10 protein-coding genes are annotated in these 13619 nt (G+C 38.1%); 1 reads left to right on the top strand and 9 read right to left on the bottom strand.

The window, feature by feature from the left end; genetic code table 11:
* Nucleotides 1-34 precede the first annotated feature (34 nt).
* From NST38_RS16780 to NST38_RS16750, 7 genes are all read right to left on the bottom strand, one after another.
* Nucleotides 35-574 (bottom strand): DUF4145 domain-containing protein, encoded by a 540-nt coding sequence (locus NST38_RS16780; protein WP_036673684.1) that lies wholly within the window; start codon nucleotides 572-574, stop codon nucleotides 35-37.
* A gap of 702 nt (nucleotides 575-1276) precedes the next feature.
* The gene (locus tag NST38_RS16775) at nucleotides 1277-1924 is read right to left on the bottom strand and encodes a restriction endonuclease (protein ID WP_076250484.1); all 648 of its coding nucleotides are present in this window, start codon (nucleotides 1922-1924) and stop codon (nucleotides 1277-1279) included.
* An 853-nt stretch (nucleotides 1925-2777) separates the two neighbouring features.
* Nucleotides 2778-3806 carry a hypothetical protein gene (locus tag NST38_RS16770; protein WP_036673680.1) on the bottom strand — a complete coding sequence of 343 codons (1029 nt, stop codon included), beginning with the start codon at nucleotides 3804-3806 and terminating at the stop codon, nucleotides 2778-2780.
* Between the two features lie 292 nt (nucleotides 3807-4098).
* Nucleotides 4099-4503 carry a hypothetical protein gene (locus tag NST38_RS16765; protein WP_036673678.1) on the bottom strand — a complete coding sequence of 135 codons (405 nt, stop codon included), beginning with the start codon at nucleotides 4501-4503 and terminating at the stop codon, nucleotides 4099-4101.
* Nucleotides 4504-4831: 328 nt separating this feature from the next.
* Nucleotides 4832-6367, bottom strand: coding sequence for a Dyp-type peroxidase (locus NST38_RS16760; RefSeq protein WP_036673677.1), 1536 nt, complete (start codon nucleotides 6365-6367; stop codon nucleotides 4832-4834).
* Between the two features lie 20 nt (nucleotides 6368-6387).
* Nucleotides 6388-7491, bottom strand: a complete 1104-nt coding sequence (locus NST38_RS16755) for a hypothetical protein (RefSeq protein ID WP_051449947.1) — start codon at nucleotides 7489-7491, stop codon at nucleotides 6388-6390.
* Between the two features lie 247 nt (nucleotides 7492-7738).
* Nucleotides 7739-8098: a hypothetical protein gene (locus NST38_RS16750; RefSeq protein WP_036673674.1), complete on the bottom strand. Its 360-nt coding sequence runs from the start codon at nucleotides 8096-8098 to the stop codon at nucleotides 7739-7741.
* A gap of 406 nt (nucleotides 8099-8504) precedes the next feature.
* Here NST38_RS16750 and NST38_RS16745 point away from each other — a divergent pair, with 406 nt between their 5' ends.
* The gene (locus NST38_RS16745) at nucleotides 8505-9989 is read left to right on the top strand and encodes a M6 family metalloprotease domain-containing protein (protein WP_036673672.1); all 1485 of its coding nucleotides are present in this window, start codon (nucleotides 8505-8507) and stop codon (nucleotides 9987-9989) included.
* 673 nt (nucleotides 9990-10662) lie between these two features.
* Here the strand turns inward: NST38_RS16745 and NST38_RS16740 are convergent.
* Both NST38_RS16740 and ilvD read right to left on the bottom strand, forming a co-directional pair.
* On the bottom strand, nucleotides 10663-10920 hold the full coding sequence (locus tag NST38_RS16740) for a hypothetical protein (RefSeq protein WP_036673671.1): 258 nt from the start codon (nucleotides 10918-10920) through the stop codon (nucleotides 10663-10665).
* A gap of 992 nt (nucleotides 10921-11912) precedes the next feature.
* The gene (ilvD, locus tag NST38_RS16735) at nucleotides 11913-13604 is read right to left on the bottom strand and encodes a dihydroxy-acid dehydratase (RefSeq protein WP_017688240.1); all 1692 of its coding nucleotides are present in this window, start codon (nucleotides 13602-13604) and stop codon (nucleotides 11913-11915) included.
* Nucleotides 13605-13619: the final 15 nt, after the last annotated feature.

The raw sequence follows: 13619 nt of genomic DNA, 5'->3' as shown, positions 1-13619 counted from the left end.
CCAGATCTCTCCTCTTTATTTAACTCAGCTTTAATTACTCACTAAGACTACGATTATGTAAAATAAGAAATAAGGAATTTATTTCTGTACATAGATTTTTCAGTACATCATAGGAAGGCAACCCAAGCTGCGCTTGAAAAGATGGATGAGCCTGCATATTCCTAAATTTTCTTATGTTATGGAATTTATACTTTTGTTCAGTATCTATAATTCTTCTCTTAGACAATCTGTCAATCATAGCTGAAAGTGTCACACGGTTACCTTCAGAGTAATTTGATCCATAGACCTTCTCGTGAACATGAGCAACGGTAGCCTCAAAAGCCTTAAATGCTTGATCCAGCGATAGTGTCAGGAAACTCCAATATAAATAACCGTAGGCAAAGAGAGCTTTAGATACTTCTAACATCTCTTTTATGTCTGGAACAATATGTTCATTAAGATCAAGCTTATCGATCAACTCTATCAAGTGACTCTCCGTAATTTTTTGTTCTTCACCTGTCTGTAGATTGGGCTTAACAAAATAACTAAAAAGTTCATCAGCTTTATAAAAGTTCTCATTTGTTATTCGTTTCATATACATACCCCACTTTTCCAATAGTTTACTTGCTATACATCATATATAATAAATATTATCGGCTACTTAACTGATGAAACATAACCCTTGTTAAAGTTTCAAGTACTCACCTATACTTATGGATCAGAGAAGAGAATGATTGACTAAAAGTTGCAATTACTAGGAGTGAATATACTTTGTCAGCACAAACAAACGTCTCCTTTTCGATTTCTCATAGCCACAAAGCTGCAGAGTGGGATACAAAGAAAAATAAAAGGATTTCACCGAACGATGTAACTGCAGAATCTCATCGTTGAGCATCGTGGGTATGTGAGTTTGGCCATGAAGAGTTTAACCCGGTAAGGATCAGGGTTCGTGATGCCGGCTGTACTGACAATTTACTTCTGGTGAAATGATTAAGTACATCTCCCCATTCTGATGGCAACCAAACCTCATCACAGCTGATACTTTCTAAGATTGCTATTATTCCCTTATCATGGTCACTGTCTTTGTGTGTGCACACAGTAGCATTTACTTTATCCTTACCTACTATGTTTTGAAGTGTTTAGCCACTCTGATTCATCTCCACCATCTACCATTACCGATTTCTTTTAATTATGTACTCTTATTTCTAAATAGAACGAGTCACCTTTATTCAACTTAAACGCTATAAACTTTCCCAATATCCCTTCCTCCTCTTCCCATGGATAATAATATATATTCTCATTTACTCATCACTTTTTTTACATACTTCTCGGCCTTGTAATCCTTACGAACTTCATGCAGCGTAGTTGAATTTGTCTCTGACCAGGATTCAAGTAACCTTCTGGGTTCCGCTTCGATTATTTTACGTGCTTCAAGGGTGTCACCAGCCCTGAAGGCCTCAATAATGTTGGATAAGTCAGTTCGATCAATCAATTTCACATAATTGATACCTGCCAGCATTTCACATGAATCTGTGAATCTGGTTGTTGCAATGACAACCGCTTTTTTGGCCTTATAGTATCTCATACAAGAGAAGACTTCTTGAACGGCACTAATGCCTACCGGATTTTCTACAGCGTATCTTTTGGCTTGGATGACATTTCTGACTCCATCCGGATCAGTAAAAACTACGTCAGCTCCAAAGTCACGACTACCCACAGTCTTATATACACCGGAGTAGCCTAGCTCGATTAATAATCTGTATAGGTACATTTCAAAACCTGAGCCGTCACCCATCCTATCAATATCACCTAAAGTGATATCTCTTAGATCGTAATCCTCCTTATCAAATACAACGATAGTCTTTTGTTTTCTCGACAAGATGAGAATTAATATAGACAACACAAAAACTGCAGCAATAATCAGCAGAAAAATAATATAGTCCATTAGGTCTACCCTCCTTCTAATTTCTAGTACAACAATACCATATATTTCAAGGTTATAGATAGAATTTGTGATCGTAGTATTATGAAAATCAAGATTTTGAACTCTGTTAACAAGCCGTAGGCCAAGGTTTGAAGCGGATGACCCGGTACTTTTGTGAGCTTTTAGGGGTCTCCAGATCCGGCTACTATCGTTATCTTCAAGCAGCAGATGGTACGCTTAAAGCAGGCTCAGCGCGATGAAGATGTCTTTAAATGGGTGAAGAGAGCCTTTCATCGCCCAGGTTTTAAGAAAGGTTCACGTTCCAGCAAAATGACGCTCATCATGAGTTTGGTATCGTGTATAATCTCAAACGAATTCGCAGATTGATAAAGAAATTCGGTTTGGTCTGTCTTCATCTGAAACCCAAACCATTCAAACGGATGGTTAAGGCGGCTCAGGAGCACCTAACATTACCTAACCTTTTATAGAGAGACTGCATGAAAAGAATCCCTGGTCTCGCTCTTCTGACGGATATCACCTATCTACCTTAGTGACAGTCCAAGATGGCCTATTTGTAAACCATCCTCGATATTACTATCTAATCCGAAATGACACCAAGTTCCTGTCCTTTTCGGCAATGGAATAATGTCCTTGTCCCTCTACAAAAAAAGCCGCTATAATAGCGACTTCAATGAGACTATGTTCTTGTTCCTCGACACCCTTTAATCCTCTCTCAGCACAATCTTGCTGGCGACATCCTTGATCCTATGGCTGGCAGATTTTTGTTTCGCGTGTTTCATACATTCCACTTTTTAAAGCTATAACATTTGAGATCTTCACATAAGAAGATCTCGTTTTTGTGATTTGCTACAAATTACGGTAATTGCATTGCTCGATTCATAAAAATCTCATCTACTTGACTCAATGTCATTCCAAAATGTGTACTAGCTCTTTCAAGTATAATGGGATCGTGTATTTCAGGAACGTAATTGTTTCCGTAATCCGTTAAGATATCGAACTCCTTCATCATATAATTGTAAACTGTGTCAGCATCACTGTTTTTAGTATCACCGAATTGTTCACTTTTAGTTGCATAATATGCGAAGGAGGTTGGGGTAATTCGGTTTTTTCTGTAGAGTGCTACGTAATCATTAAAGCTAAAAGGAGATTCATCTTTGTAAAAATCATTTAAATATTTGTAGTAATTAATCAAATCCTCATTTCGACCCTTATAGTTCTTAGGGATGCTATATAAGGACTCTAATGCTTTTTTATCATCTCCAGCTTGGCCATAGATATGATATTTTGAAAAGTGATACATCATCTGGAGATCCTGATCTGTTGTTTGGATCTTATCAATAAACTCCGTTATGAGAGCGTATTGTCCTGTGGCTAAATAGCCATTTAACTCATCCCAAACCTTCTCGCTCTCGGTCGCTGCGGTCTGAGAATCACTCGTGCTAAAAGAATACGTATATCCGATCATTTTTCCAAGAGTCTCTTGGGACAAAACAAATTCACCCTCAAGATTCTCACCTTGTTTACCAATTATGTTTTGAACTGAAATAGGTTGTATGATACCTGCTTGAGACGTGATTTGAAGGCTATACTTTCCAGGAACTAACCCTGCTCCATTATTAGAAATCAACTCACTTTCTAACTTACCATTATTGACTTCAACTTCTTTCTGAGCTGAGAATCCATCTTCACCTGTTATAGATAAAACAAGTTTCATTCTATTTGGTAAATTAGTGGTGCCGGTGAAAAGGAGTCGGCTATCCTTATCGAAATCTTCTTTTACGGAAAGTTCAACATGGAGACTACTACTTGCTTTCTCTGAGCACGCACAGAATAAGAGAATTATACTAAGAAAGAGTAGTATAGATTTTGCATTGATTCTCATAAGCTATGTTTATACCTCCAATTTTTATTACTCCTTATATCGGAGAGACAGTTTTGAATGTTGATACCTTTAGAGATTGCAGTTATTTCGCAAGTTATAGACTTTTTCTAATTAGAAAGGATTATGGGTTTGGCTTATTAAGCCATCTAAGTCCAGCTTGTCCTAAACCTAAAAATTCTACTACCCAGTTGTATATATTAAACGGTTCTAATCCTATAAAATATAAACTACGCGTACAACTCCTTACAGTTGCACGCTCTTTTTTATGTCTTTGTAAGCCACAAATATCCAACTAATTACTAAAAAAGCATGTCAAACGTAAACCAAACGTATCTTTTAAATAAGTATCTGTTGCTAGGATAATTTGTTTCATAGAGTTTGTGATCGCTAATATTGATACTCCTGGTTGGACAATAGAAATTTCAAATTCTGTTTCATAACCAGCTCTCACCATCTTTTTTAACATATTTAAAGTTTGTAAGTTCCCTTTTTCAAATCGTGTTTCACCATAGCTTTTCTGTCTCGAATTTTCCCTTTCAATCATTCTTTGTATTATTTCTAATACATTATCATTCCAAACAATTGATTTTTCAGCTTGGCCGCAAACTTCATATAGATCTGAGACACGAGAACCGGGATGCTCTCCGTGTGAATACTTACAATGATAAAGATGAAATATAATTTTTCTATGCTGCATATCAATTTTAATAGAAACAATATCAGCAATTTCCCCTGATCCATCATCGTCAAAAATTATGTCTGAACTTTGATCGGTTTTAAGTGCATATGATCAATGTTTAGGTATTCATCTAATCGGCAATCGGATCAAGTTCTTGTCTTTTTCGGTAATCGGTACAAGTTCTTGTCCTTAGCTTGGGACAAGACTTGTACCCATAAAATAAAAAAGCCGCTAAAATAGCGACTTTCAATGGGACAATGTTCTTGTCCCTCGACAATAAACGACCATTACCAGGTTAAGGTGAACGACCATAACAGTAATTTGCTTTAAAGTTGTTGCTATTACCTTATACGTGTTTAGTGATAATCTCATTAATTGCACTAATTGAAGGTTGGAAGAAGTAACCCCCACCTGTCATCGTTACAAACTCTTGTAAATTTAGTGTTTTGTGCTCTAATACAAATGTTCTACTCCGATCAGTTGATGTATTTTGTCCGATTATAGGATCTTCTCCTTCAGAGCCCGGAGGATTTTTCTTATTATTTGCCCAAGTTTTTTGCAAGAACTCAAACTGTCTTTCTATGGATGTTTGATATGAAATAAACAATAATCCTCTTTCTTCCTCGGGCACCTCATTAAACGATCTTCCAAATGGAATACCTCTTCTTATAATGCGTCTAAGTAGTGTTTGCTCTGCAGAACCTAAATCAGTACCCATATCCCGAGGATTGACTTTACGTATATGTGCTGAAAAAGGGCATATTCCTCCAAGTCTATCGTTCGTTGCGCCACTTATTACTCGTCCGCCTACTTCCTTACTCATTTTGATTGGGGGCTCCACTTCATTGTATGAAAAGTGATTGCTTTCATACGCATCCTTTCCTATATTTTCTTGATCGTGCTCTGGAGAACGAATGATAGGAGCACCACTTGGCCATCGTCCCATTAATTTGGCTCCAATGAGATCCTCCGATAGTCCGGTCTGCACTTTAATTTGTTTTAAAGAATCTTGAAATGCTTTTACATCTTGGCGTAATCGTCGGAAAACCAAATATGAACCATTACGAGCCCATTTTGGTACATTAATGTACATATCAGGTCCCTTGAGTAGGGGTTGGATATCATCATCAGGGTGAGGCCTTGCTCCTTGTGCTGGGTATCCAAATACAAATTCCCCTGGCCAAATGAGCAGTTCTCCTGGTTTCGAGAATGAAAGAGATCTCTTTTCATCAGGGTCAATGAGTCTTGGAGTCAGGTAATCATGATCACCATCAGAGATTCGCCCTCTTACCCCTGGTTGCGAGATCCCGTCCTTAAACCCAAAATGCTCATGCCCTGGCTTGTCTGGTAGAACTCGTCCTACTTCTTCTTGAATTAAGCGAAGTCCTACATTTTCGGAAATCATCTTCTTTATAGTGTTTACTCTTTCTTGCAAAAAATTTTCATTATCGCTAGCAACGATTAGTACAAAGTCTGGATAGTTGTTCCATCCTCCATATTCCCATTGTTCCGGGTTCAAACGATCTCCAAGAGATCTTCTCGGCATGCCATCTTTAAAAGCTTCGCTTGTAAAATGTACTGATTCATCGGGAACTAGTTTTTCAAGTCCAACATAAGTGAATGCGACATTTATCCAGGTTGATGTTAGTCCTTGTGGATCTCGACCACCAAGTCTTTCACGCATCGACTTAAATAAATTATTAAAACGCAAAACTTCCTCCAGAGAGGAAATCTCGGGTAGAAGTTCCTTCAACCACTTTTTAGTCTGCTGAGGCTGGATGATCTTGAGAAATAGAAAGTTCTGAAAGTCTTTATTAAATCCGGCTAAAATATTTCCTTGGATATCCTGTATATCCAAGACCGGTTCAGATTGCTCTACCATCCATCTCAACCTTTCATAATTTAATTGCGTCTACTGCGCTGCATATCTGTTGGATGTATCATCATTTCAGCTACTGCAGCTGTATTTCCTGGACACTGATGCTGCACATTGTCTGCCTCGCCTTTACGGCATACAATGCCCGTTAATTTAATATCAATGAACCGAGCAACCTGACCACCGTAACGAATCGGTTTATCGTCAATTAAAACTTCTTCTCCATCTGGAATTTCATAGACCGCCCTGACTCCTAGCACTTCCTCACCACTAGATCCATCTTGTCCTCTGATTATTTTCCAATATGTTTTTGGATCGGTACCAGACTTAGTTTTCCACCCATTTGTATCTAAATCATCAATATATAGAGCAACAGGATTTTGTATGGTTATAAAGTACTTATCTCGTGCGAAATCATTTATGATACCCCCAATAAGTGGATCGCTCGCACGTCCTGCGTTTCCATAGTCACTACACTCAATCAACTCATCATATGCCTTTATTTCGTTGCCGTCTTTTATTCGGAGAACAGTAGCACGGGCAGCGATATTAATTTCAGCTGAAAGTGTATTGGACTCATGAGTTAAATGCATCTTGCCTTTTTCGGTATTCCATGCATTGTAAGGGTTATACTCTTCATTCATAAATAACTCTTCTTTAGAGATTCCATTTTTTATATATTGATTGTAAAGTTCTACAATTTTATCTTGATCCAGGGACTTCCAATATTCTTCTCCTTCACATGTAAACGTCACACGTTTGAGCCTACCCGTTTGTTCATCACGTTCTACATGCCATTCACAATATTCATCCTGTGGGCGATAAATATACTTTCCATTCTGAATTAACGTCTCCTCTGCTTCTTTATAAGCTAGCTCCCAATTATCTTGATATTTGTCCGCGATCAGTTTTGGGAATGCCTTCCAACGGATTGTTTTGGTAAGGTAATTTTCTGGAGTATCTATCTTTACAGGGTTGTAAAATTGACATTTTCCGACTCCAACTTCGGATTCGACCTCTGAAATGCACACGTCAAATCTTGTTGATATGTAATCACTCCATTGATTCTTTTGTTCTTCATTCATGTCTTCCAGAAAAGCAGGTGGATCAAATTGTTTAAGTTTTGCCATAGTAAGTTCCTCCTTATTAAATTTAAAATCAAGCTTCACAATGAGTTTTAGATTTATGTCAAAACCACTTGAATACTTTTGCATTGCTTAATTCAGATTCAGGAAGATCCTGTGCAACTTGGGTTTATAAAGTTCCTCTTGACGAATTCATGTTGCCTAGAAAAAGCTGCGATTCATTGATGGCACGTATATGCGTGCCATCATAACCGTCATTTAATCTAGAGACATCTAACGGAAACTGTGTTTTTTAATCGACTGTTTCTGCAAAAGCGATATAACTAACTAGCCCTGTAATATTTAACTTTTTCTCAATTAGCTCAGGTGATCTCATTGAAATTACTGTATTGATCCTAGCAAATGTGTTATTTATTTCTCTTACAAGCAATCCTACAGTCAGATTGCTACTTGAAATGTTTATTATTTTTCCAGACTCATCTTTGTAGTTAGGCAAATCAATACTGAAAGTGTTTAATGCGGTCCAACATGATTTAATAGGCACACCAAAATCTATATAATCATCAGTAACAAAATTCTCTGGATTATCTGGATCAGCATCAATTGTCATTGATCGCAATCGTGCATCATATTCTCTAATTAAAATCGCCACAGTTGTATACCACCTTCACAAAGAAATTTTCTTCTGACTGTCCATCCGTATGTTTTATCCTTTTTTGCTATTTCAAATGTGGATAACCCAAATTAAGCTGTTCCATTCCTCTAAGTGTTTAGTAGTACTATAAGATAGCTTTAATCGTGATGCCATCTTTTCAGTTTTTATCCATCCTCCTAATTCAATATATTCGCAAAATTATTATTAATAAACAGATCATAAATTATACATTGTTGGCAGTGGTGAAATTGACAAAGGTCAAGAAAATTTGAATTTTGATGGCGCTTATAGATGAGGAAACACAAAGACGTTAGTGGAACTGTAATAACTAATTTTACTAAGAATAAATGTTCTTAGATGGAGAACCATATAAGTAAATTAATTTTATGGAGGTAAGATTTGGATGAGCTACATAGATGGTGAGATTTTAACTTTTACACAGAACAATAATGAAATAAAACTTCGAGTGTATGGAGATGAGTTTTACGCGCGGTATGAGTCACTGGAGGGTTATACAGCTATATATGATGATAAGTTACAAAAGTTTTGTTATGCTTCCTTGGTAAATGGTGCTCTGACTTCAAATGGAATAGATATTACTTCTCCTCCACCAGCTGATTTAGAAGTGCACTTATTAGAAAATTCTGTTGTAAAAAATGGTAAATTCAATAAAAAATACAATGAACTTATTTCCAGTGAAAGTAATCCACATGAAAACAATACGAATAAAACTTTAGGGCCAAATAAGGGACTTCTCGAAGGAAGGTCCCTCGCTAAAGGGAATATTAATGGGTTGACAGTACTCGTTGATTTCCAAGACCTCAAATCTACTGTCACCAGCGACGATATTAATGAGATGTTAAATGGAGAGAATTATAAGGAGAATGGAAATTATTGCTCGGTAAATGAATATTTCAAAATTATATCATCTAACCAACTCGACTATAAAAACACGGTTATTGGACCTATAACCTTGCCTAATACAGTAGAGTATTATAAACGTAATCTTCTTGTGAAAGATGCTTTAGATATAATAATAAATGATCTCAATGTTGACCTTTCTGCAGTTGATTCAACTAATTCTAAAATTGTAGACTCCATCAACTTTTTATATGCGGGCAGAACAAGTTATGAAGGGAACCTCTGGCCCCACAATGGTAATGCTAATTTAAACTACAATGGATATAAAATTGATTTATATATGCTTACAAGTATGGGGAGGAATAAAAGTGATCTAAGTATTGGGACATTCTGTCATGAGACAGGCCATTTACTTTTACGTTTCCCTGATATGTATGATTATGGTGAACGTGATGGAGACAATATCAAGAGCAGTGGTATTGGCATGTATTGTCTAATGGGTTCAGGTAATCATTTAGATAATGGTCATACCCCCTCTCCAGTTTGTTCTTATCTAAGAGAGCTTGTAGGGTGGGCTCCTAATATTATTAATCTTAATGAGATAAACGGAGAACTTTCCATAAAGCATGGTGAATATAACACAATTTGCATGTATAGTACGCATAGCGAGAATGAATATTTTATTTTAGAAAATCGCACAAATTTAAATCTAGATAAATATCTCCCTTCCAGTGGTCTGGCTGTGTATCACTGTGATACTTTAGGTTCTAATGAATTACAGACAGGTAGCTCCAATAGACATTATCAATGTGCACTTCTACAAGCAGATGGTAATTCCGACTTGGAAAATGACGTTAACTCTGGTGATGGTACTGATCTATATTCCGAGAAAGATGGTGTAGTTATTTCTGGGAGTACTAATCCTTCAAGTAGGTTGTGGAATAACAGTGACTCGGGATTAGTTATTTCAGACATTTCCAGTCCAGGATCAGTTATAAAACTAAAGATATTAAACAAACCCAATTAATATTGGGGTTGCCGACGTCCTGTTAGCTTATCCCTCTAGCTTCTTGTTATCTGTACGAATCGTAAGCTCCATATAAGAAAATATGAAGAAACCTTGTCCAACAATAACCATTATGGTTTTGTATGGACAAGGTTTCATTTTCCAAACTATGGCTGTCAAAAATCACAATTCCCCAGAGTTAGATGATTCGGATGTTTGCTCATTGTGCACATCGATAAGGTAACTTATTGCCGGTTACTCGTTCTAACTTAGCCTTTAGGTCTTGTATTTGGTATTCAAACTGAAAATTTGCGTGATCGAATCAGGTATCGATGCTTTGAGTTCTTCCAATAATGCTTTTTGTTCTTCTAACGTTTGTAATCGGTCTTTCATATCATCAATCCATGAGTGGATTAAATGATGTCGGCGTCTTACGACCTTGTAGAAGAGTTCACTAACTACTCTTCATACAGCTATTGCTTCATCTATATAAACTTCAGACAACTCACCCACAAAACTTCCTTGTATACCTATTTTTTTAATCGCCCTTCATAATAACCTTCTTGTTATATACCCTGCATCACTATTAGCGGGCTCCGCACCATCATTAATTAGAAAAGAGCCGGTCTCACATGATCAAGTATCATTCTAAACGACTTTAAATCGTCAGTATATTGTTTACCATTTAACTCCATCAATTTTCTATTGGGATTAAAGAAGAAAACCGTATAAAAATATCCTTGTCACCATTAAGAGCTGTTGCAATACTTTTTAGTCCGCCTCCATAATCAATATTGGGATTTTGCATTTTTACAAATCCTGTGTCTTCTTTTTTGTAACACATAAATACATTGTTCCCAATTTCTAAAAATCTCTCGCTTACAGAAGCAGGATGATCCAGTGAATCAACCCCTGGTTCAAGATTAGGTCCACCTGGTTCACCAACAGGCATAAGTTAAACCAATGTTATCACACACTCAACTTGCTCCGTAAATTAACATTTTTTGATTTCTTAAAAAAATTAGTTAATATGCCCAATTGGTACAAGTTCTTGTCCCTAACAATGACAAATCAGCACTAAGTACGGTATCTGCCCCTTGATCCAAAATCACATTCGGCTTCCTCCCCTTTTCTTTGCTAAAGTGCTTGTTAACGAACTTGTTTTATCTATTTCAAATGGGATTACAGTTCAAGTGGAAGTCTCTCCTAGCGTTGAAGCTGGTCTCTTATTCATAATCCAACCCGTAGTCTGTTAATCGCTCAAAAGAGACTCGCTTCTACACTTAGATATTTATCTAATCGGAAATGGGAACAAGTTCGTGTCTTTCAACAGCTAGTTTCATTACGAAATTTCGCTTTTTTAATGCTTGGCAGCCTGTGTTTACCCTCAGAAACGCTGTTGCTTCATCGTGATGTGACAATTGTATAGTGTGTATTTGTCCCAATAAAACCTTTACCTGAATACTTAGATATTCATCTAATCGGCAATCGGACTATGTTCTTGTCAATTCCGGCAATCGGTACAAGTTCTTGTCCTTTGCTTGGGACAAGAACTTGTACCGATAAAATAAAAAAGCCGCTAAATTAGCGACTTCAATGGGACCATGTTCTTGTCCCTCGACAGGTATATTTAGACCATCCAAACATTCCTGCACTAGCCGGAACCTGCTTGCTATTCGTAGCGAACCCCCAATTAATGAAAGTCGAGAAACGGTACAAGCAAAAATACACCCCCTAGAATTTCATCGCTAAACTCAGAGGTTTTTCCAATGTCTATTCTAGGGGGTGTACTTCATTTTCAAATGATGAAACTAAATTCTTCATCTTTTTCTTGCGACATTCTTGATCTCTAAAGCTGGCGTTTTTTTGTTTAGCGCGCTTCATGCATTCGTTGTAGTAGCTTCTCCCCTCCCATTTTATATGTAGCATCAATGTTTAATTTGTCTATTCCATCAAATCTGTTACTGCACCTCTTGAAGCAGAGGAAACTAATTTAGCATATTTGGCAAGTACACCGGATTTCACTTTCAGTGGCGGTTGTACCCAAGCTTGCGCTCGAGCGGCCAACTCTTCTTCTGGCACTTCAACCTTAATTTCCTGAATGTCGCTATCAATGGTGATAATATCTCCATTTTGGAGCAAAGAGATCGGTCCACCTACTTGTGCCTCAGGGGATACATGGCCGACTACAAATCCATGCGAGCCACCCGAGAACCTACCATCTGTTATGAGAGCAACTTTCCCACCGAGACCTTTCCCTACAATGAGTGCTGTAACGGAAAGCATCTCAGGCATACCTGGTCCACCCTTCGGTCCACAATAGCGTATGACCAATACGTCCCCTTCTTGAATTTCATCATTCATGATCGCTTCTGTCGCTTCATCTTCGCTATCGTACACCTTTGTCGGTCCGGAAAACTGTTGTATCTTCATGCCTGACATTTTGGCAACAGCGCCTTCAGGAGCTAGGTTTCCTCGAAGCACAACCAGTGGTCCATTTGGTTTAAGCGGATTATTGAGTGGACGTATAATCTCTTGATCATTCTGTAGTGGAGCAGCTTCCGCTAAATTCTCCGCCAACGTTTTACCAGTTACGGTGAGGCAATCCCCATGAAGTAATCCCTCAGCGAGCAATAGCTTCATTACCCCGGAAACACCACCAATATCATTCAAATCCTGCATGACATACTGACCACTTGGCTTCAGATCTGCCAAATGAGGAACACGCAAGCGAATTCGTTCAAAATCATCCAAGGTTAAATCCACTTCTACGGAGTGCGCAATAGCTAGCAGATGGAGAAATGCGTTGGTTGATCCCCCTAGAGCCATAACAACGGTGATCGCATTCTCAAATGCTTTCTTCGTCATAATGTCTCTTGGGTAGATTTCCTGTTCAAGAAGTGAGATGACCTGCTTACCGGCTGCTTCGCATTCCAATGCTTTATCCGCTGAGATAGCTGATGTCGAAGAAGAACCAGGCAAACACATACCCATTGCTTCTGCAGCTGCGGCCATCGTATTAGCGGTATACATCCCCCCACAAGCCCCTGGACCTGGACAAACACTGCATTCGACCTTATGCAATTGTTCATCTGTTATTTTTCCATCTTGATATTGCCCAACGGCTTCAAAAGCTGAAACGATATCCACTTTTTTACCGTCGAGATTACCAGGTTGAATGGTTCCTCCATATACATAAACAGAAGGAATATTCATCCGTCCAATAGCCATCAAACATGCAGGCGTATTCTTGTCACACCCACCGATTGCAACAACGCCGTCAAAACGCTCGGCTCCGGTCACAATTTCAATCGAATCAGCTATAGCTTCCCGACTTGGTAGCGAGAACAACATCCCGCCATGCCCCATCGAGATCCCATCAGAAACGGTAATCGTATTAAAAATTAGTGGGGCACCGCCGTTATTACGTGCGCCCCGCTTAGCTTGCACCGCTAAATCATTGATGTGCATATTACACGGTGTTACTTCACTCCACGTACTTGCTATTCCGATCATTGGCTTTTTAAAATCCTCATCTTGAAATCCAACTGCACGCAGCATCGCTCTGTTCGGTACCCGGTTAGCACCTTCACTGATTACCTTGCTTCGAATGCGAAGATCTTTTTTATTTTCCATGTTTCTTCCCTCATT

Origin of the sequence: Paenibacillus sp. FSL H8-0104 (assembly GCF_038050215.1) — a bacterium.
GTDB lineage: Bacteria > Bacillota > Bacilli > Paenibacillales > Paenibacillaceae > Paenibacillus > Paenibacillus amylolyticus.
This window is presented reverse-complemented; position numbering and strand designations above follow the sequence as displayed.